21 protein-coding genes and 1 pseudogene are annotated in these 21,578 nt (G+C 41.8%); 5 read left to right on the forward strand and 17 right to left on the reverse strand.

The window, feature by feature from the left end; all coding sequences use genetic code 11:
* Positions 1–16: 16 nt before the first annotated feature.
* Complete coding sequence (locus CYG50_RS13250) at positions 17–853, forward strand: MurR/RpiR family transcriptional regulator (protein WP_004913314.1); 837 nt, start codon at positions 17–19, stop codon at positions 851–853.
* A 234-nt stretch (positions 854–1,087) separates the two neighbouring features.
* The gene (locus CYG50_RS13255) at positions 1,088–2,083 is read left to right on the forward strand and encodes a hypothetical protein (RefSeq protein WP_229597474.1); all 996 of its coding nucleotides are present in this window, start codon (positions 1,088–1,090) and stop codon (positions 2,081–2,083) included.
* 99 nt (positions 2,084–2,182) lie between these two features.
* Here CYG50_RS13255 and CYG50_RS13260 read toward each other — a convergent pair whose 3' ends face one another.
* On the reverse strand, positions 2,183–2,437 hold the full coding sequence (locus CYG50_RS13260) for a helix-turn-helix domain-containing protein (protein ID WP_102137344.1): 255 nt from the start codon (positions 2,435–2,437) through the stop codon (positions 2,183–2,185).
* 908 nt (positions 2,438–3,345) lie between these two features.
* Between CYG50_RS13260 and CYG50_RS13265 the strand changes: the two are divergent.
* From CYG50_RS13265 to CYG50_RS13275, 3 genes and pseudogenes are all read left to right on the forward strand, one after another.
* Positions 3,346–3,765 (forward strand): annotated as a pseudogene (locus CYG50_RS13265) (helix-turn-helix domain-containing protein); the annotation flags it as partial.
* A gap of 74 nt (positions 3,766–3,839) precedes the next feature.
* A protein-coding gene (locus CYG50_RS13270) for an IS3 family transposase (RefSeq protein WP_374189495.1) occupies positions 3,840–5,371 on the forward strand; the annotation gives its coding sequence in 2 pieces (ribosomal slippage) (positions 3,840–4,302 and positions 4,302–5,371; 1,533 coding nt in all).
* A gap of 20 nt (positions 5,372–5,391) precedes the next feature.
* Complete coding sequence (locus CYG50_RS13275; protein ID WP_238706803.1) at positions 5,392–5,871, forward strand: effector binding domain-containing protein; 480 nt, start codon at positions 5,392–5,394, stop codon at positions 5,869–5,871.
* 99 nt (positions 5,872–5,970) lie between these two features.
* On the opposite strand, the gene CYG50_RS13280 is transcribed toward CYG50_RS13275, so the two are convergent.
* The 16 genes from CYG50_RS13280 to napF form a co-directional block, all read right to left on the reverse strand.
* A complete protein-coding gene (locus CYG50_RS13280; protein WP_102139967.1) occupies positions 5,971–8,004 on the reverse strand; it encodes a TonB-dependent copper receptor in 2,034 nt (677 codons plus the stop codon).
* Between the two features lie 181 nt (positions 8,005–8,185).
* A complete protein-coding gene (locus CYG50_RS13285; RefSeq protein ID WP_375373123.1) occupies positions 8,186–8,551 on the reverse strand; it encodes a DUF2946 domain-containing protein in 366 nt (121 codons plus the stop codon).
* Between the two features lie 312 nt (positions 8,552–8,863).
* Positions 8,864–9,541, reverse strand: coding sequence for a hypothetical protein (locus CYG50_RS13290; protein WP_148241598.1), 678 nt, complete (start codon positions 9,539–9,541; stop codon positions 8,864–8,866).
* A gap of 217 nt (positions 9,542–9,758) precedes the next feature.
* On the reverse strand, positions 9,759–10,829 hold the full coding sequence (locus tag CYG50_RS13295; RefSeq protein ID WP_102139970.1) for a cytochrome c-type biogenesis protein CcmH: 1,071 nt from the start codon (positions 10,827–10,829) through the stop codon (positions 9,759–9,761).
* A complete protein-coding gene (dsbE, locus tag CYG50_RS13300) occupies positions 10,826–11,383 on the reverse strand; it encodes a thiol:disulfide interchange protein DsbE (RefSeq protein WP_004262204.1) in 558 nt (185 codons plus the stop codon). The genes CYG50_RS13295 and dsbE overlap by 4 nt, the downstream gene beginning before the upstream one ends.
* Positions 11,380–13,311, reverse strand: a complete 1,932-nt coding sequence (locus CYG50_RS13305; RefSeq protein WP_102139971.1) for a heme lyase CcmF/NrfE family subunit — start codon at positions 13,309–13,311, stop codon at positions 11,380–11,382. Before CYG50_RS13305 ends, dsbE begins: the two co-directional genes overlap by 4 nt.
* Positions 13,308–13,799 carry a cytochrome c maturation protein CcmE gene (gene ccmE / locus CYG50_RS13310; RefSeq protein ID WP_102139972.1) on the reverse strand — a complete coding sequence of 164 codons (492 nt, stop codon included), beginning with the start codon at positions 13,797–13,799 and terminating at the stop codon, positions 13,308–13,310. The genes CYG50_RS13305 and ccmE overlap by 4 nt, the downstream gene beginning before the upstream one ends.
* Positions 13,796–14,008 (reverse strand): heme exporter protein CcmD, encoded by a 213-nt coding sequence (gene ccmD / locus CYG50_RS13315; protein WP_004262214.1) that lies wholly within the window; start codon positions 14,006–14,008, stop codon positions 13,796–13,798. The genes ccmE and ccmD overlap by 4 nt, the downstream gene beginning before the upstream one ends.
* Complete coding sequence (locus tag CYG50_RS13320; RefSeq protein WP_102139973.1) at positions 14,005–14,745, reverse strand: heme ABC transporter permease; 741 nt, start codon at positions 14,743–14,745, stop codon at positions 14,005–14,007. The genes ccmD and CYG50_RS13320 overlap by 4 nt, the downstream gene beginning before the upstream one ends.
* A 197-nt stretch (positions 14,746–14,942) precedes the next feature.
* Complete coding sequence (gene napC, locus CYG50_RS13325) at positions 14,943–15,581, reverse strand: cytochrome c-type protein NapC (RefSeq protein WP_102139974.1); 639 nt, start codon at positions 15,579–15,581, stop codon at positions 14,943–14,945.
* A gap of 9 nt (positions 15,582–15,590) precedes the next feature.
* The gene (napB, locus tag CYG50_RS13330; protein ID WP_004913351.1) at positions 15,591–16,040 is read right to left on the reverse strand and encodes a nitrate reductase cytochrome c-type subunit; all 450 of its coding nucleotides are present in this window, start codon (positions 16,038–16,040) and stop codon (positions 15,591–15,593) included.
* Positions 16,037–16,900 carry a quinol dehydrogenase ferredoxin subunit NapH gene (gene napH, locus CYG50_RS13335; RefSeq protein WP_102139975.1) on the reverse strand — a complete coding sequence of 288 codons (864 nt, stop codon included), beginning with the start codon at positions 16,898–16,900 and terminating at the stop codon, positions 16,037–16,039. The genes napB and napH overlap by 4 nt, the downstream gene beginning before the upstream one ends.
* Positions 16,887–17,597 carry a ferredoxin-type protein NapG gene (gene napG, locus CYG50_RS13340; RefSeq protein ID WP_102139976.1) on the reverse strand — a complete coding sequence of 237 codons (711 nt, stop codon included), beginning with the start codon at positions 17,595–17,597 and terminating at the stop codon, positions 16,887–16,889. Before napG ends, napH begins: the two co-directional genes overlap by 14 nt.
* A 6-nt stretch (positions 17,598–17,603) precedes the next feature.
* Positions 17,604–20,090, reverse strand: coding sequence for a nitrate reductase catalytic subunit NapA (napA, locus tag CYG50_RS13345; protein WP_102139977.1), 2,487 nt, complete (start codon positions 20,088–20,090; stop codon positions 17,604–17,606).
* Positions 20,071–20,349, reverse strand: coding sequence for a chaperone NapD (gene napD, locus CYG50_RS13350; protein ID WP_181490085.1), 279 nt, complete (start codon positions 20,347–20,349; stop codon positions 20,071–20,073). The genes napA and napD overlap by 20 nt, the downstream gene beginning before the upstream one ends.
* The gene (napF, locus tag CYG50_RS13355) at positions 20,339–20,830 is read right to left on the reverse strand and encodes a ferredoxin-type protein NapF (protein ID WP_004262238.1); all 492 of its coding nucleotides are present in this window, start codon (positions 20,828–20,830) and stop codon (positions 20,339–20,341) included. Before napF ends, napD begins: the two co-directional genes overlap by 11 nt.
* Positions 20,831–21,578: the final 748 nt, after the last annotated feature.

A 21,578-nucleotide genomic window follows, 5' to 3' on the forward strand; every position in this document is an offset into this window, starting at 1 on the left:
AAATTCTGGAGGTTATATGTCAAGTGCATCAAATTTAAATGAGTTTCAAGAGCAGGTTCGCTCGCGATACGACGAATTAAGTAAACGGCTACAGCAAGTGGCACGCTACGTATTAGACAATACGAATAGCGTCGCATTTGATACTGTCGCCGTCATTGCGAAAGAAGCGAAAGTTCCGCCTTCGACACTGATCCGTTTTGCAAATGCGTTTAATTTCAGTGGGTTTAATGAAATGAAACAATTGTTTCGTATGAACCTTGTTGAAGAAACCGCCAGCTATACCGATAGAGCGCGCATGTTTCGTGAAATGGATGGCTCTCAAGAACTAAGTGATGATCCTTCACAAATTTTGAAGGAATTCGCGCACTCTAACGCCCAAGCTTTGCAACAAATGGCAGCTAGAACTCCCGCAGAGGATATCGAAAAAGCGGTATCGTTATTAGCGAACGCACAAAATATCTACATTATCGGTTTGCGTCGCTCATTCAGCGTTGCAACGTATTTGAGCTACGCCCTTAGCCATTTGGAATGTCGCCCAGTACTCATTGATGGACTTGGTGGGATGTTCAAGGAGCAGATCAGCCGGATCAGTGAAAATGACGTTGTTATTTCAATCAGTTTCACACCTTACGCCTCGGAAACGGTCATGGTAAGTGAGAAAGCAGCTCAAGCAGGCGCACAACAGATCGTTATTACTGACAGCCAAATCAGCCCGTTGGCAAGTTTCAGTGATGTTTGTTTTGTTATCAAAGAAGCCCAAGTAGATGCATTTCGTTCGCAATCAGCCACCTTATGTTTAGCACAATCACTGACAGTGGCATTAGCCTATCGCCAGGGCAGCAGCTTAGTCTAAGTTATACGGCTCTGTAATTAAACACCTCCATTAATTCAGAGCCTCTTCCAATCCTCTCCCTCATTAACATAAACGTATTTATTGAATGTTAATTAAGTTTCATCTTTTTCTTGGATTTGTGAATCTCATCAGAAAATACAAATTCTAAAAAGACAATCAAATGAAATTATTATTTCACCCTGCTATGTTGGGATTATATCTCGCGTTAGATAAAACCAAGAATGAGGGCTAAGCATGTTAAATACACACTTTCTTTATTTACTCGGCCACCTTCGTTTACTTGAAGAACAGCATTCTGTCACGTCAATTAATCGCTCTGGTATTGGTTTAATCGGCACAGCACCTTATAACCAACTTTATATTGATGCGATAAAATGCTGCACCCATCATAGTGAGCTAAAGTCAATTTGCCATTTGACTCCATCACTCCCTTCTATGACTGACTTTATGTGCCAAAAGAAAAAGATAGAAGAACTGATCAATAATGACGATGTTGATTGCATCATAATGACGTCCACTTGCAGTGATGAGTTACTAAAATTTGCTATTCAGATGGCTGTAACAGCAGGAAAAGATATCCTATTAAATGATATCCCCAACTATAGTGAAAGCGAATTGAAGGAAGTATTAAAGAAAGCAATATTCCATGACACATTGATTAACTATAGCCAGCCTCTTAGCTTTGATTACCAGTTCAACCAAATAAAAACGTCATTAATGTCTAAACGTGGCACAGAAACAGGGTTATTACGTATCGTAACACACAGAATATTAGAGACTGAAAACCAATTGCCATTCAATACATTACGAAACACTATCGCAAAAAATATAGAACTATTGTTATCTTTAATACCTGATGTTGTACTTTCAAACCCTGCGATCCAATACTCACATCCCTTTACGAAAAGAGCTGATGGCGATGTATTGATGATTAACTTTCGCCAAGAAGGTGGTTTATTGATTTCATTTGAAATCTTTTTCAATACAGGAAAGGTTTCAGACAAACTGTCTTTAAAACAATGTAATAACCGATATGAAGTAGAGAAAAATCTCCCTTTTAATGAAAGAAATCAAGAAATTAATCAAAATAATTTTATTGTAGAGCAACTCGACCAATTTGTTTTAAGACTCGGTAGCAACACAAAGTTAGCTAAGATTAATCAATGGAGTCGCGCTAATGAACTAACAGATAAAGTAATAAAACAGCTAAATACCTATGGATATATTTGATTTCTATAAAATATAAAGATAACCCTAATAGTAACAAGTAATATTATTCTACAAGTAAATAATGCAATATTATTTGTAACACACCTAAATCACTTATAATCAATGTATTGAGCTATATGTACCACCATTTACATTTACGACGCCATATAAAAAAGACGTAGGATCAACATTGAAAAGATAAGCAAATTGAAATAATGAATCAACATCAATGCAACTTTCGCCAGTCTCGAATCGATTCATTTCTTCTTCTGTTACACCGATTAAGCTTGCCATTTTTTCTATCGATATTTTATGGTTTTCTCGCTGTTTTCGGATTTTTATCCCTAGCATTTTAGCAATGCTTTCCTTGCCCATAATAACCTCTACTAAATATTAAAATGAATATTATCAACCGGTGCGTAAATTATCACCAACCGTAAATTTATAAATTGACTTAAAATAATAAAACTCTGATTAAATGAATCGTTTTAAGACAATCCATTAATGAAAAACAAACAGAAAAACCAGATAAGCAGATGATATAATTAGATTATATCTATTTCATTGTTACATTTTAGTTGTGATGGTCATCACATAACATTTTAAGACCCAATAAAGATAGAAACTAGGTTATAGTCAGTCACCAGCTAATAAATTGTATTTCCAATTTAATTTAAATTCTAGCTTACATTTCCAATTTGATAAAACTATATTGCCAAATTTAATGTTATAACCTTAGGAAATTCGTGACAATTTGTATTCATCCGTATCAATAAGTTTCCACAAAGCAATTATAATAAAGAAAAATTTTTTTCATCATAAAAAAAGACGTTTTTTTTTATTTATTAGTCGAAATAACAAGATTAGATTCAGGTAATAATAATAAGACATTCTATATTACGCTTATAAGGTTAAAGCACTTTTAAGATTAGTAAGTTACATTATTTCAATCTTATTTTGAATCTCTAAAATAGATTACTATAACAGATCGTCTTAGATGTAAATAAAATTATGTCTCACACTTATGCCATATTCATTACTTTCAGTCTATACACAGTATGTAAAAATTAGGCAAATTACGTAAACGCCTAACAAGTGTATTTAAGCATTCAATCTAACCCCTCCCTTATCAAAACTTACTTAACTTCACATCTTTTTAATAAAATTGTCAGTTAGCATGCTATCCTATTACGAGCACCTATGAATACTTACCAGTCATCACACTGAGTTATTATATGACCTCTTATTTTATTGGTAAGTAAAAGAGACCTGAAAGGATAATCATGCTACAAGAAAGTGTTATCAGGGAAATCATTCTCTGGATAGAACAAAATTTAGAATCTCGCCTATCCCTAGATACTGTTGCCGATAAATCAGGATACACAAAATGGCACTTTCAGCGCCTATTTAAAAACCAAACAGGACTCGCACTTGGCTCCTATATCCGAGCAAGACGTCTTTCTTGTTCTGCTGTCGCATTACGGCTAACAAATGACAGCATAATGGACATTTCTCTAAGATACCGCTTTGACTCGCAACAAACTTTTTGCCGCGCGTTTAAAAAGCAATTTAATCTGACCCCTTCTGAATATAGAAAACGAGAAGGATGGAAAGTTGAAGGGTTCTGTTTACCTTTACGAGAGAGTAAAGAGCTCAGTGTTCAAGTTAAATTGGCTCAGTTACCCGCAATCAACTTACTCGGAACCCCCCTGTGTCAGGATAGTTGTCGCCTCAGTTTTTCATAAAAATATAACAGGGAGCGGTAAGTTAGATATTAGTGAAGCATTATCCTGAAGATCATAAGAAAGCCATCATTAGAAAGCTGGTTGAAAGTGGCTTATCATTACGCCAATTCGCAAAGCTAGAAAGTATCAACTTATCTACTTTGTATTCATGGCGAGATAAGTATTTAAAAGCAGGTTCTAGTTTGGCTGATAGCAATAGTTCAGATGGTTGGTCACCAGAGCAAAAGTTCTCAATTGTTTTAGAAACAGCAGCATTGAGCGAAATTGAGTTAAGTGAGTATTGCCGTGAAAAAGGGCTTTACCCTGAGCAAGTTAAAGAATGGAAGCGAAGCTGCATTGCAGGCAATCAAACTAAAGCCCAGCAACGTAAGCAATTAACCCAAGAGCGAAAGGATGATCGTAAGCGGATTAAAGAGTTAGAAAGAGAGTTAAAGCGCAAAGATGCTGCGCTTGCTGAAACGGCAGCGTTGTTGGTGCTCAGAAAAAAGTTAAATGCCTACTGGGGGGAAGACGAGGACAATTAACCTCACTCACAGATAGGCAGCATTACGCATCTCTGATTGATGAAGCAGTCGGCTCAGGTGCTAGAAAAGAGAAAGCCTGTGAAGAAGTTGGTATGTCTGTACGCACATTACAACGCTGGCAGGAAAGCGGTGAAATCAGTGGTGACAAAAGACCTACAGCTGATAGGCCAGAACCGAGTAACAAGCTCACTGAGGAAGAGCAGCAAGCGATATTAGCTACCTGTAACCAAGAAGAATACGCCAATTTAGGGCCAAGTCAGATAGTGCCAATGCTGGCAGATAACGGGCAATATCTCGCGTCTGAATCGAGCTTTTATCGTGTGTTGAAAGCCAATGACCAGCTAGCCCATCGAGGTAAAGCAAAACCTAAAGGTAGCCGAGCTAAACCTAAGGGGTACACAGCGACAGCGCCAAACCAAGTGTGGACTTGGGATATTAGTTACTGCCCGTCAACGGTCATTGGTCGGTTCTTCTACCTCTACATGATAATCGACATCTTCAGCCGTAAGGTTGTCGGGTGGGAAGTTCATGACAGTGAATCAGGTGAACATGCTGCCCAATTGCTTGAGCGCACGCTCTGGTCTGAGAAATGCGTTAAAAAAGACGTGGTATTGCATTCAGATAACGGTAGCCCGATGAAATGTTTGACGATGCAAGCCAAAATGCTTGATATGGGTGTCATTGGCTCTCGTAGCCGCCCCGGTGTCAGCAATGATAATCCGTACTCAGAATCATTGTTCCGCACGGTCAAATACAGTCACCGCTGGCCAAGCGAAGGCTTTAAAAGCCTTGAAGATGCAAGAGCTTGGATGAAAGGCTTCGCTCAATGGTACAACACTGAGCACAGGCATAGTCGCATCAAATTCGTGACACCAGCGCAACGCCATAATGGTGAAGATAAAGCGATATTGGCAAGACGCCATGAGCTATATACCAAAGCGCAAAAAAAGAACCCTAACCGCTGGTCAAAGGGTATTAGAAACTGGGAGGAAATCGGTGATGTGAAATTAAACCCAGAGAACAAAAAAGAAGCTGCTTAACAGCTCAGGCGACAACTACCTTGAAAAACGCCGGAACTAAGCATCGTTATACTAAAGATATTAATGAGTGGAACCTAAAAACCGATGAACTGCGCCGATACTATTGGAGGGCTTTTTTTGAGAAAAACCCTTATGTCACGCAGCATTTATATGCTATCCATGGTATTGACCAAAGCGCTAATGCAGAAGGGCATTTCCTATATACCACGGCTCTAGATGAACAAGATGTTAGTATTGCGCTTCCGCAAGCAACTAACTTACAGTTACCCTCAGGAAATTATTTAGAAATCAAAATCACTAGTAGCCTTCATGGTATAGATTATAATGATATTATCTATACTGCTTATGGGAAGGTGCTTGCTGAAATGGATATCGTCCGTGGTGAAGGGCCAGATGTTGAGCAATATGTCCTAAAGTCTAAACCCTCTTATGAGGCATTCATTAATGATTCACGCCATTTCATTCAAGAACTAAATTATTATATTCCCGTTATTATTTAACGACTAGGTATTTAACAAATAGCTATTTAACAACTAGCTATTTAACAACCAGCCAGCAAGCAACCCACACAAAAGTTGTATGGGTTGTTGAGCTAATAATTAAAAAGTCACATTCATTTTTGCCCAGAAATTTCTCCCTGGTTCATTCACTGGCACGTTGGATGAATAGCCAAAACCGCTGTTTCCAGCTAAATTAAGGTGCTCGCTATAGGTTTTGTCAAAAAGGTTATCAACACCTGCGCTTAATTTCATGTTTTCATTAATTTTATACGCTGTATTTAATGAAAAAATTGTGAAACCCGCACTTTTGCTAAAATCTTTACCCACTACATTACCATCATTAATGGCAACGCGATTTTGGCGGCTCACGACTCGTACTAAGCCTGTCGTGGTCCAATCGCCTTTTTCCCACGATAAGCCAAATCGGCTTTCCAACGGTGGCATTTGCGGTAATGCCTTTCCATCTGTACGGTTTTCGCCCCATGAATACGCAAGGCTTGCATCCGCTTTCCACTCATCACTGAGTTTTTGTGCAACACCGAGTTCTCCTCCCATAATTAACGCATCCACATTTTCCACCTGGCTCATTCTTGGATTTGTTGCGCTATAACGGAAGAGAATAAAATCATCAACACGCCCTACATATGCAGAAACCCATGCATTGGTGTCTTCATGGCTATATTTAGCACCAATATCTAGCTGAGTCGTTTTTTCAGTTTTTAGCTTATCAAACACATTATTGCTACCATCCGGGCCGAGTTTAGGCGAGAACAATTCCCAATAATCAGGAAAGCGTTCTGTATAACCGACACCTGCATATAACATAACAGGCGTACCCGATAAAGAATGCTCATAACGCGCAAAGCCTGCTGGCATCACAGTATTACGCCCTGAAGAACCTACTCCGGTATTATTTTCGACTATCACGCGGTCTAAACGTACCCCGCTGACCACTTTGCCTTGCTCAGTTGGATGCCAAGTTAGCTCGCTAAAAACACCATAATCTTGAAATTGTGCATCTTTTTTCCAGCTATTGTGATTGTTTTTTCGATGCTTATTGGTTTGCATGTCTGCGCCGGCACGCAGTTCATAGTCTGACCATAACCATGTTCCCATCGTTCGCCCCCCCATGGTTTCACGGTCAACTCGCATTTTCATTGGCATATTCATCATGCCATGGCCACCATGCCCCATATGACCACCACTCATTCCGCCACCTGATGGAGAACGAAGCGAGTAGTTATCCATTATATGATCGGCATAATTGTAATAGACATTCGCTTCAATTTTATCTAACACATCGCTGAGATTACTTTTCTCAAAGCGCAATCCTAAGCTTTCGCGTTTAAACTGAGAGCCATCCATTCCCCTCCCCGCATAGCGAGCTTCCCCATCGCCTTTACCAGCAGTCAACTCTAATAATGTGTATTCATCAGGAGTCCAACCAACCGCAATATCAGTATTCCATTTGTCCCATTTAGACGGTACTTTGTCCCCATTACCATCTTTATAATCATTAGAACGTGACTTATTGCCAATAACGCGAATGTAGCCAGACTCATTACCTAAACTCACATCTGCATTGCCATCCCAACGCTCATTAGATGCGGCTAAAACACTCGCGTTTCCTTTCATTCCTGCTTCAGTAAATAGCGGTTTTTCACGTTCAAAACGGATGGTTCCCGCAGAGTTCCCAGGCCCCCATAAAACAGTTTGAGGGCCTTTAATCATATTCAGTACATCAAAGTTTTCCGGTGAGATATAAGATGTAGGCGCATCCATACGAGAAGGACATGCACCTAACATCTCGCTATCATTGGTCAAAATACGCAAACGCGAGCCGAACATGCCACGAAAAACAGGATCACCGTTAGTCCCACCGTTTCGTATTTGTGAAAAACCCGGAATAGTTTTGAGATAATCAGAACCATCACTCGCAGGGACGGGCTGCCTTGGTGTTTTAGGTGATGTCGTAATGGTTAATGGTGAATCAACTGGCGCAGTCACAATCATCACTGAGCTATCTGAGATTGGGCTTTGGTTAATTTCAGCTTTAGCGGCTGTAGACGCCGTAAAAATTGCACTAATTACCAGTGTTGCAATAGGAGCCACTTTAAAAATGTGTGTGTTCATTTTTTACCTGTTTCTTAGAGTATAGCTACGCTGCTTTCGCCTCTTAGCTTGCAAATACATTTTCAGCCCTCAAGGGGGAACCTCTTAAAAATCAAAGAAATTCAAGATGAACGAAAACGCTTTGCACAATAAAAGCAAAAGTAGCAATTTAATTAATTTGAAAATTTATAATATTAAGAAATCAGGAGATTGGTGGGGCTCGAGCGAGATGTAATGACCATGGTCTAAATAACCAAATGTGAGTGCAACTCTCAAAGGGAATAAATAGAGTTAGCGTGGCAAATTGCCGAATAACCGCAGCAATAAGTAAGATAAGAAATGGGAAGTGGATCAATAATTGGCAGTAACCACATGCAATATCTTCCATCGGAGACTGCCCTATCCCCGTCATTAACATATGGTTCATTGGTATAGAAACGTCACAGCCTTCAGACATAGGCATACTGTGATGCGAATGCATAGAAGAGTCTACCCTCTCACTTTGTATATCTGTACAAGTGTCCATATGCACCATGGACTTAGAAACCAAAGGTGCAATAAACAACATTGCAATGGCAAGCAAAGCAAGATAAGCGGATAGCTGTTTGATAAAAGGGCGCAGGTGCAACGTTTTTCCGTCATCTCAGTATGAATTTTATAGTGCGGAATTGTATCTTATTTGGAAGGGTGTTGTTATTTATTTTCAGAATTAATGTTAACCACAGCGCAGCATCGCATACAAAAGACTAAAAAACAGACAATTGCTGATTAAAATCAATCTATTGATTAAATCTCTATTCTCAATACAACAGATTGAAATTAAAGTAAATAATAAGCTCATTATTTACTTTAACATTATTTGGCTATTAACCATCTAACCCTAGCGATTTAGATGAGACCATTTTGTGTTAACCATTACCTTGGTTATCTCTTCTTTAGTTTGAATTGGCTTGAGTTTATCCAGTTCAATCCAAACCGTTTTGGTTGATTGAAATCGGTTATCTGGCGTCAAACCACTCAATTTAATCTGTAAATATTGCTCTTTTTCTTTATCGCTAACACCTTGTTTAAATTCTTCATAAGCAACCATATATTTTTTTACTTCCTTGCCAGCTAACCCTTTTCTGAAAGTGACCAAAATTTTATAGCTGAGCTTTTCGTTAAGAAAATTTTTAACCACATCAGAGAGTGATTGATATGCGGCGATCTTGTCGTCTTTTGCTTTTTGAATATATTGTGGGCTTCTTGGAGCCTGACTTGGCTGATAATTAGGTTGCGCTCTCGCTAATGTCCTCTTTTGAACTGGCGTCCTGTGGGAGCGATTTAGATTGCTTGGCTCCGAAGCCGACCGATTTAATGCCAATGCCCCTGATATATTTTTTTGATGAATACTTGAAGGCTCTGAATAGGCGCGCCTTAAAGTAAAAACCCGAGTGGGAATTTTTGACCCTATCAGGTCAATCTGTTTTTTTTTAATACTACCAGCAAATTTATTTAATTTTAGCTGCTGATTCACAAGCTTTGTTTTAACTTCTTTATCTAATGGGAGTTTATTCAAACCTGATACGACTGGGTGAGAGATATTGGTTTGATGATAATTACGCATTAGTCGAGTGGCCATATTGCTTCCTTTTATCTAGTTATAAACTCAAACTATATTAAAAGAATTGATATCAGCTATCTTTAACAAACCGAAGTAATCAAAATCGTGGATTGTAATATGAAAGGGAGTGTTATACAGGCGAACACCTGTATAACACTATCAGTGAAAAAACTTACTTATCGGAAGGCTGCCCTTTCTTTTCATGCACCATCATCAGAGCTTGTTCAACACTGCGTTCGATAATAGGACGACGTTGGTCATTCTCTGGCAGCAGTTTTAGCATCATTTGCCAAGCAGAAATGGCTTCAGCGTAGCGTTCTTGCTCAAATGCATTGAATGCAAAAATACTCAACGCTTTCACATTAGTGCGGTCTTCTGCGATCAGCTTTTTAAGTAATTCTGCACCTTGGCGGTTATCTTCAGGATCAGAAGAGCGCGTCAAAACCTCCGCATATCCCATCACTACATTTTCATTTTTAGGGGCTAGGCGATAAGCACGGCCATAGGCATCGGTTGCCATAGTAGCATTCCCCAACACCATACCAATACGGCCTAGCATTTCCCACGCTTCTACATTTTGCGGGTCTTCCTGCAATCGAGTGCGTAACCCTAAAGCAAGGTGTTCCATTTCCGCATTATTGAGTGGCGGCTCAGATGGGTCTAGTGCTCTATCTAACAAAGCAGGGGCTTGTTGATAGGCATTATTCCAATCTGCCACTTTCTCGTAACTGCCTACCTGATAATAAGCCCCACCCGCAACACCTAATGCGATGATAAACCCGGGTAAATAAACCCAATTGCTGGTACGAGAGGCCTCAGGCAATGCTTCCTCATCACCCTGCTCAACCTGTTTTAATCTAACGCGTTTTTTAGAACGGGCAAAAATGATCCAGCCGCCTACCGCTATAGCAACAAATGGTAACCCCCATAGCATCACCGTGAGCGGTGTCAGAGGTGGGTTATAAGTGACGAAGTAACCATAGCGCGCAACCATATAATCAACGATTTCATCGCGGTTTTTGCCTTCTTTCATTAACTCATACACTTTTTGACGCAAGTCCAGTGCAATCATTGAGTTAGAATCCGCAATACTGTTGTTTTGACATTTAGGACAACGCAGCTCTTCGGTTAACTTACGGAATTGCTGCTCTTGCTGTTCATTATCGAAAGTAAACACTTCTGTCGATGCATATGTCACCGTTGCACTTAACGCTAACATCAATAAACCCAATAAATACCTCATTGGTTCGCCTCCTGATTATAGCGCTCCCAAAGGGGTTTAAATTCTTTTTCCCAAACGCGCTCGTCCATTGCCCCTGCGTGACGATAACGGATCACACCATTGCCATCAATTAAGAACGTTTCAGGTGCACCATATACCCCTAAATCAAGGCCTAACATACCTTCACCATCAAATAAACTCAGAGCATAAGGGTTACCCAACTCACGTAACCACACAATGGCCTTATCCCGTTTATCTTTATAATTCAACCCGACCACACGGACACCTTGTGCAGACAATTTATTCAAATATTGATGTTCTGCACGGCATGTTGGGCACCATGTTGCCCAAACATTCAACAAGATAGGTTGCCCTTGTGTTAGCACATCCGATTCATAATGTTGACCGGGGTTTTCTAGTGACTCAAGGCGAAAAACGGGCACTGGCTTACCAATTAAAGCGGATTCTAATAAGCGAGGGTCATCCCCTTCTGCATTACGCATCAATTGCCATAACAGAACCGCAGCAATTCCTGCAAAAATAATAAAAGGAATTAAGAAGACTTTGCGGTTCATGCGGTTTCCCCTTGTAATTTACGACGACGATAACGTGGGTCAAACAAGCAAAATAACGCACCTATAGCCATTAATACGCCACCAGACCAGATCCAACGAACAAACGGTTTATAATACAAACGCATCGTCCACGTATCTTTAGCAATTTCCTCACCCAATGCGGCATATAAATCGCGAGTAAAACCGCCATCAATCGCGGCTTCGGTCATAACAGCTCGGCTAACGCTATAAAAACGTTTTTCTGGCATTAAAACACCGATGACTTTGTCTTTCTCTTTCACTGAAATACTGCCAATAACGCCTTGGTAGTTAGGGCCATCAGCCTCTTTTACCCCATTAAATACAAAGGTATAAGCACGAATTGAAATGCTATCACCCGGCTTCATTTTCACATCACGCTCAATACTGTAATTTTGGCTAAAGGCAATACCGACGATGGTTACCGCTAAACCTAAGTGCGCCAGTACCATTCCCCAATAACTTGGCGTGAGCTTGATTTTCTTACTGATGCGCACTCGCATTTCCGCGAACGCAAGAATAGCTATCCAGCACGCCATCATTAAGCCGACAACCGTCAGCGCTTCTACCCTATCTTCCATTAATAATGGCAAGGCAAAAGAGAGAATAACGGTTAATACCGTTGCAATGATTAATAATTTTTTGATAGCCGCAGGGCGGTCACGCCCCCAGCGTACGAGTGGGCCAATTCCAAGTAACAAGGCAAATGGCACCATCAACGCGATAAACATGGTATTAAAGAACGGTTCACCAATGGAAATCGTACCCAGACCAATTTGTTTATGGACCAACGGTAGCAATGTACCGAGTAACACGACTAACATCGCTGCTGTTAGGATAACGTTATTGCCCAATAACATGGATTCACGAGACCATAGCGCATTGTTAACTCTTGAGCGTACTTTGTGCCCACGCAGTGCAAACACCAATAAAGAGCCGCCAATCACTAACACCATGAAGGCTAAGATGAATAACCCTCGAGATGGGTCTGAGGCAAAGGCGTGTACAGAAACCAATACCCCTGAACGGACTAAGAAAGTCCCGAGTAAACACAGTGAGAAAGCAAAAATCGACAATAATAGTGACCAGGCTTTAAACGTGGCTCGCTGTTCAGTAACGGAAAGTGAGTGGATCAATGCCGTCCCCACTAACCATGGCATAAAGGAGGCATTTTCCACTGGGTCCCAGAACCACCAGCCTCCCCAGCCTAATTCGTAATAGGCCCATGCGGAACCTAGCATGATCCCCAGTGTTAAAAAGAACCATGCTGCCATCGTCCAAGGGCGAGCGAAGCGCGTGAAAGAGCTATCTAACCGGCCACTTAACAATGCCGCAATCGCAAAGGCAAATGCCACTGAGAAGCCGACATAGCCCATATATAACAATGGTGGGTGGAAAATCAGCCCGGGGTCTTGCAGTAATGGATTGAGGTCACGCCCTTCAATCGGAAAGGCGGGTAGCGTGCGCGAAAACGGATTTGAAGTGAAGATGATAAACAGTAAGAAACCAACGCTAACCATCCCCATGACGGCCAAAACACGGGCGACAATGTCGAGAGGCATTCGGTAACTGCAAATTGCTACCGCAAATGTCCAGCCGCTCATTAATAATACCCAAAGTAATAATGAGCCTTCGTGAGCTCCCCATGTTGCAGCAACACGATACCAAATTGGCAATTGCGTATTCGAGTTATTGGCAACATAAGTGACTGAGAAATCATTAACAACAAAGGCATTCACTAATACTAGGAATGCCCCTGTTACACAGAGAAAAAGTAACCATGCTAATGGACGCGATGATGCCATCAGGCGGGCATCATTGCGAGCCACTCCCCATAGCGGGTAAAAAGACAGCAAAACGGCAAGACCTAATGCCAAACACAGTAAAACGCTACCAATTTCAGGGATCATGATGCATTGTCCTTATAGGCAGCAGCTGGCCTGCGATGGTTTTCCTGCATCGCCTTTTCAACCTCTGGTGGCGTATAGTTTTCATCATGTTTAGCAAGCACTTCTTTCGCTAAAATATGATTATTCTCTTGTAATTCCCCTTGAACAACAACACCTTGCCCTTCTTTGAATAAGTCAGGCAAAATTCCATGATAACTTACGTCCACTTCACCTTCGGCATCATAAACTGTGAAAGTAATATTGACGGCATTAGAGACGGGGTAAGAATCACGTACCACACTACCGGGCATCACCATGCCGCCAACGCGCAAACGCTGCCCAACTTCAGGGATTTGCTGAGTTTCCCGCTTACCGTAGATGATTTCACCGGGGGTATAAAACAAGTCAATACTTGAGCGCAATGCGTAGAGAATCAATGCGAGGGTTAACCCCACGCCAACCAATATGGAACAGATCAACCAAAGTCGGTTACGACGACGAATATTCACACTCCCTCCCTACGCGCTCTTGCTGCTTTTTGTCTTACTTCACGAGCTTGCTGTTGAATAATTGCATTTATTATCATTTTTCTTTGTATGTATGTATGCAAACAGAGTAACAAAATAGGTATTAATGTCAGCGCAACCGCCAGCCATACATAAAAACCATAGCCGCCCATCGCCCAAAACTCACTCCAAGATGCAAATGCGCTAGTCATGATTGACGTCCTTTTTTATTCACAATATCTAATACCCATGGACGGTTACGTTCTAACATCAATAATTGGCTACGTAAACGGATTAACGTTAATGAGATAAAAAGAAATAGGTAACCAAGGATAGCTAAACGAAGTGGTGTACGCATAGCAGGGTTGATGCTTTCTTGCATACGTGTAGATGGTTGGTGCAAGGTTTGCCACCATTCAACTGAATAATGAATGATAGGTAAGTTAATCACACCAATTAATACTAAAATTGCAGCGGCCTTTCCTGCTGTACGGCGGTCATCAAACGCATGCCATAAAGCAATAATCCCCACATACAGAAAAAACAGAATTAATTCAGAAGTTAAACGTGCATCCCATACCCACCATGCCCCCCACATTGGTTTACCCCATGTCGCACCGGTAACCAATGCGATAAAGGTAAATACCGCCCCGACAGGCGCCATTGCAGCTATCGCCAATTCAGAGACTTTCATTTGCCATACGAGACCGACAAAAGCGGTGATCGCCATGGTGGCATAGATCCCCATTGACCACATTGCAGCAGGCACATGGATATACATAATACGATAACTTTGGCTTTGGACTTTATCGGTTGGCGCAAAGCCAAATCCCCAAATCCATCCCACTGCTAAACAAATTACACTCAATATGATAAACCACGGTATTAGACGCCCACATAACCGGTAAAGGTTAACTGGGATGGCAAGTTGATGAAGCTTTTTCCACATAGTTTAATTACCCTGATTTATTATATTGTTAGTAAATGCTGCGCGACAGAATCATACAATACACATTAAAAAAGCAAATATATTGATTTAACACAAATATAACTTAGGCTGATCATACTCAAACGCATAACCAGCCTATTTATTGATCATTACTTATAATTCATCGGTATAACTCATCATAAAATGATTACCTTAAATTAAAAGCCAGGTTCAACTTCACGCATGTCCGGCAACTTATGGGCGATCCCTTTATGGCAATCAATGCAGGTTTTGCCATCCGTGATGGCTTGGTCATGCATTTTAGCTGCAACCCCTTTTTGTGCCGTGAAATCCATATACTCAAAGTTGTGGCAGTTACGACACTCTTGTGAGTCGTTATTTTTCATCCGTCGCCACTCGCTTTGCGCCATCGCTAACCGATGGTCTTCAAATTTTTGAGGCGTGTCGATGATGCCAAAAATTTTTCCGTATAACTCCTTGCTCGCTTGAATTTTACGCACCATTTTGGGGCCGAACTCATGCGGTACGTGACAATCTGGGCAAGTTGCACGGACACCACTACGGTTAGTATAGTGAATAGTATCCATATATTCTTCATAGACATTCTCACGCATTTCATGGCAGCTAATACAGAACTCTTCCGTATTGGCCATTTCCATACCCGTATTGAAGCCGCCCCAGAAGATAACACCACTCACGAAACCAATCAGTAATAAGGTTCCTAATGCTAAACGGCTTGGCCTACGCCACCACCGCCATACTCGGCCGATTAGCCCAAACAAACCCTTTTTCTTCGGCTTGTCATCATGTGTTTGCTTATCATTGTTATTTGACATAATTCCCCCTTATTTCCCAAAACCTTTGGATGGGGTAAATGTGTTATCAACAATCGGTGCTGTGTCTGATTGCGGCACGTGGCACTGTAGACAGAAGTAACGGTTTGGTGCGACTTCGCCGAGGACTTTGCCTGTTGCATCCATAAAGTGCGTTGGGCTAACTCTTGGTGCCCCTGTGGTACGATAATTTTCCACGCCATGGCATTGCAAACAACGATTAGTATTAGTGGTAATTTGATAACCTTCAACACTATGTGGGATCATTGGTGGCTGATTCACATAGTTTAATGCCATTCTTTCTTGCTCTTTCGGAATATGAATGCTTCCTTCTGACGTACCGGATACTTCTGGTGATTGGGTCAGGTCTACACCATTAGCAGCCCAAACAAGACTGCTTACAACAAAGGCCATTCCAGCCACCCAACGGCTGATCGTCTTTTTCAGGACAGGATTTTTCATGATTTCGCTCCCGAACTCCATCTTAGTGTTATTTTAAAAACATCCTCAGAACAAACATCGATGCAACGACCGCAAGTGATGCAATCCTTATCTGATATCTGCGCTGGAGCTTGTTTATCTAGGACCGGTGCGCGCAGAACTTGCGGCTCCGGGCAAATGTGGAAACAGTCCATACAACGGCTACAGTTTTCTTTATTTTCCGCTGTAACAACCAATGCGCCTTTACACCCAGCTACGCCATATAGCGCACCTAATGGACAAAGGTGACCGCACCAACCATGTTCCACAACTAATAAATCGAATAAAAACAGTGCAACTAAAACCAATGCACCGCTGCCAAAACCAAAAATTAAACTGCGCCCCATTAATGAAACGGGATTAAGCCATTCCCAAAGTAAGGTGCCTGTAATCGCAGAGCCGATCAGGATCACCACCAGCAATACATAGCGAATATTGCGGGGTATGGTTGCAGACTGGTTAAAATCAAACTTACGTCTTAACCACGCTGCAGCATCCGTCACTGGGTTTACAGGGCAGACCCAACTACAGAAAATGCGCTTACCCAACAGTGCATAAACCCCAAATACGATAGCAGCCCCAATTAGCGCGGAGATCCCCGGTAAGTAACCACTTGCTAAGCTCTCTAACGTAATTAAGGGATCAGTCAAAGGTACGGTGTCTAACAATAAGCTACTGCTGTAGTTACCATGTAAAATCCACACCCCAAACCAAGGCCCACTTAGGAACATCGCTAACACCAGCAATTGGCTTATGCGTCTAAACACCAACCATTTGTGGCTTTGCCACCAGCCTTTTTTTGCCTGAGCTTCACGTCCGGCATCACGTTTACGATTCGCCATTGTTACCCTCCAGCCAACCAAAGCGGTAATGGTGCCCTAACTCACCTTTTGCCAACGACCTTGGTAATACCTTGATAGCTGCCTCTTCCAATACACAGGCTTGTTCACATTTACCGCATCCGGTGCAGTAGTTGCTATTGACTGTGGGTAAGAAGCGCGCGTGCTTACCGGTTCGGTGGTTTTGTTCCAGTTCCAATGTGATGGCTTCATCAATCAGTGGACATACGCGGTAGCATACATCACACCTTAGCCCTTGAAAATTCAGGCAGTTTTCCTGATCGAGTAAAACGGCTAACCCCATGCGTGCATCGTTAATCGACTCAATGTCTTTATCCAATGCGCCACTTGGGCAAACCTTAGCGCAAGGAATGTCCTCACACATTTCACACGGGTTTTCTCGAGCGATGAAGTATGGCGTTCCAGAAGCCAAGCCTGATGCCAATGTCGCTAACTTCAACATGTCATACGGGCAGGCTTGAACGCATTGCCCACAACGGACACATGCACTGGCAAATGTTTTTTCATCAAGGGCGCCCGGCGGGCGGAGCTTGACGCCACTCGCACGGGAAGTTTGTTGCTGAAGCCCCAGCACCACACCAACAGCCGCCAACCCGCCCGCAGTGCGGGCGACATCGCGTAAAAAGCGACGACGGCTGTTCTGGGACTTAGCCTGTTGAGACTTAGCTTTCTGGGGCATGAGCAATTACACCTTTTCCAGTTTAACGGCACATTTTTTGTAATCCGTTTCTTTTGAAAGCGGATCGGTTGCATCCAGTGTTAAGTTATTCACTAGCTGCGCAGCGTCAAAGAACGCCATGTAAACTAAGCCTTTTGGTGGTCTGTTACGGCCGCGTGTTTCAACAATTGTTGTCACATCACCACGACGTGAAACCACTTTGACTTTATCACCACGGCGTAAACCTCTCTCTTTTGCATCGATTGGATGAATAAACACTAGAGATTCAGGGAAAGCACGGTGTAATTCAGGAACACGACGAGTCATACTACCGGTGTGCCAATGTTCTAAAACACGACCTGTTGATAACCATAAGTCATATTCTTTATCTGGCGATTCAGCAGCAGGCTCAAATGGCAGTGCAAAAATTACCGCTTTACCGTCGGGTTTACCGTAGAATTGATAGCCAGCACCAGCTTCAACATAAGGGTCATTTCCTTCGCTGTAACGCCACTGAGTTTCTTTGCCATCAACCACTGGCCAACGGATACCGCGCGCTTTGTGATAGTCATCAAAATCCGCTAAGTCATGACCATGACCGCGACCAAAGCCTGCGTACTCTTCGAATAGCCCTTTTTGTAAGTAGAAGCCTAATTCACGTGATTCATCGTTAAGTTGGTCTTCTGCTAACTCGCTCACAGGGAACTTCGTTACCGCTTGGTTAGCGAATAACACGTCATACAACGTTTTACCGCGTAATTCAGGTTTTTTCGCGAGTAACTCTTCAGGCCACACTTCATCCGTTGTAAAGCATTTTGAGAACAACACCATCTGCATTAAGTCAGATTTCGCTTCGCCTGGTGCTTTAACTTGTTGGCGCCAAAATTGAGTACGACGTTCCGCATTACCGTAAGCGCCTTCTTTTTCTACCCACATTGCCGTCGGTAAAATCAAGTCAGCAGCTAACGCACTGACCGTTGGATAGGGGTCAGAAACCACGATAAAGTTGCGTGGGTCACGCCAACCAGGCATACGCTCTTGGTTGATATTCGGGCCCGCTTGCATGTTGTTGTTACACATAACCCAGTAAAAATTCAATTTACCGTCTTTTAAAGCACGGTCTTGGGCAACGGCGTGTAAACCGACTTTTTCAGGGATCGTCCCCGCGGGTAGTCCCCACACACCTTCGACTTTCTCACGGTGTTTTTCATTGGTAACCACCATGTCAGCAGGTAAACGGTGCGAGAACGTACCCACTTCACGTGCAGTACCACACGCGGATGGCTGGCCTGTTAATGAGAATGGCCCACAACCCGGTTGAGAAATTTTGCCTGTCAGTAAGTGCAGGTTATACGCTAAGTTATTTGCCCAAACACCACGAGTGTGCTGGTTAAAGCCCATGGTCCAGTAAGAAACCACTTTAGTTTTAGGGTCTGCGTAAAGTTTAGCTAACTCTTCTAACTGATCTTTTGGAACACCCGTCATTTCTGCGGTTTTGTCTAAAGTATATTCCGCAACAAAGGCTTTATATTCATCCCACGTCATTGGCTCAGATGCATCAGAACCTGCATTTTTCGCGTTTTGTTCGAGTGGGTGAGTTGGACGTAATCCATAACCGATATCTGTAGCACCACGACGTAAATTCACGTGTTTATCGAGGAATTCCTGATTAACTGCATTGTTTTGAATAATATAGTTTGCAATATAGTTCAGGATCACTAAGTCAGATTGTGGTGTAAAGACGATGCCGTTATCGGCTAATTCAAAGCTACGGTGTTTGAAAGTCGATAACACGGCAACACGCACGTCAGGGTTAGACAAACGGCGGTTAGTAATACGAGACCACAAGATTGGATGCATTTCTGCCATGTTTGAGCCCCAAAGGACAAACGCGTCAGCATGCTCAATGTCATCATAACAGCCCATTGGTTCATCCATACCGAAAGTACGCATGAAGCCCACTACCGCAGAAGCCATACAGTGGCGTGCATTAGGGTCTAAGTTATTAGAACGGAACCCACCTTTGAACAGTTTTGATGCTGCATAGCCTTCCCAAACTGTCCACTGGCCCGAACCGAACATACCGATCCCTTCTGGGCCTTTTTCTTTTAATGTGGTTTTGACTTTTTCTTCCATAACATCAAAGGCTTGTTCCCACGTAATCGGTGTGAACTCCCCATTTTTGTCATATTCACCGTCTTTCATACGCAACATTGGCTGCGTTAAACGGTCTTTTCCGTACATGATTTTTGGTAAGAAATACCCTTTGATACAGTTTAAACCACGGTTTACTGGCGCTTCTGGGTCACCTTGGCTGGCCACAATGCGACCATTTTGAGTTCCCACCAGTACCCCACAGCCTGTCCCACAAAAACGGCAAGGGGCTTTGTCCCATTTAATACTTTCTTGTTGACCAACCACTGCTTTCGCAATGCTCGGTGCGCCAATACCTGCCGCCGCAGCAGCGGCCGCTATCGCATTGGCTTTCATAAAGCTACGACGACTGAGTTTCATAATCTTCCTCACCTTGCTCTTCCTGCTGGTGGTAAACCAGCGAAACATCTAGTACGCCGTCAATATCGCGTACTAAATCAATAGTATCTAACAACGTTCTACTACCTTGCCCTTCAACAACCACAATCAGTTTTCCGTTTTCTGGGGCGCTTAACGCCACCTCACAATTAGAAAATTGATTAATTTCTTCGGCCACAGTAGACAGTCGCTCACTTTTTACTTGTACTATTAAACTGCACACTTGATAGTTACTGTGCATGTTCATGCTCCACGGTAATGGCTGAAACTGGGCAACCTGCTACACAAGCACCACAGCCTGTACAACCTGGTGTTTCTACTTTTGGCTGGTATATACCTGCCATTGACGGACGAAAAGAGATGACTTCAGGCTCACAACTGTCTTGGCAACGACGACATTCAATCGAAAGATAAGCAAGACAATTTTGGCCAATCGAAATTGAGATATCCCAAGGTTGGGAATGTTTTGGAAGGAAAATAGGTTCTGGACATGCTGTTGCACATGCATAGCAAAATGTACATTCACCACGCTTAAAATCAACAACAGGGTAGCCCCCTGCTCCCGGTTGGATAATTGCCGTTTCGCAACTCTCAACACAGGCATTGCAACGGGTACACAATTCAATAAATTGCGTTTCACTACCACTCCATGGCGGCCGAACCACTGGAGCCGCGCTGCGCCACGCACCAGTTAATACTCCCCGACGGGTGAGATCAACCATGTTTTTTTCCTTTACATTGCCAACAAAAAAACTAAAACGTATTGATAAACCGCATTTTTTATATGTGTATTTATGAGAAATATTAACGATAGCAGCTATAAAAATACATACTACCAAGTAGGTAAAAGAGGTAATTCCCCGTATACGACTAGAAATAACCAGATTTACGCTATTTGCTATGCATGACCTCAAAACAGCCTTAAAATGATAAAGGAATAGGGGTTTTTAATTATTTATTAACATTTTTTTAATGTGGATTATTAATTTAAACTCAATTTTTAATTTTTTAAATTATAACATCAACCAAAAACTACCACTAAAGTGGTATATGCAATGTCATTTAGCAAAAAAATATATGCATTTTTTTTGATATTAAACAAATTTTGTTTGTCACTTTTTTTTAAAAATAACCCAGAAATATTAAAGATAAAAAATTAATTAAAAATCAACAAACTACAACAAGCAAATGTAGAATGTCAAAATAAGAATCATTACTAATTAATTATTGGAACTAACAATTTAGAACTATTAAAAAATAACTATATCAATTTCAATAATACCTATTTTTTATTATTTTTTCACATTCTATTTCCTTATTCCAAATTAACTCTTGATCAAAAACAATATTTTTAGTGTGGTTTTTTGTTACACATATAAATTGGCAATGTCTTGATAGTCTCTGTGCGCTTACTATCAAACCTAAATAACAAAAAGATACCCAAAATAGTTCGAGTCATAGGTCACAATA

The sequence above is a fragment of the Providencia huaxiensis genome, assembly GCF_002843235.3.
GTDB lineage: Bacteria > Pseudomonadota > Gammaproteobacteria > Enterobacterales > Enterobacteriaceae > Providencia > Providencia huaxiensis.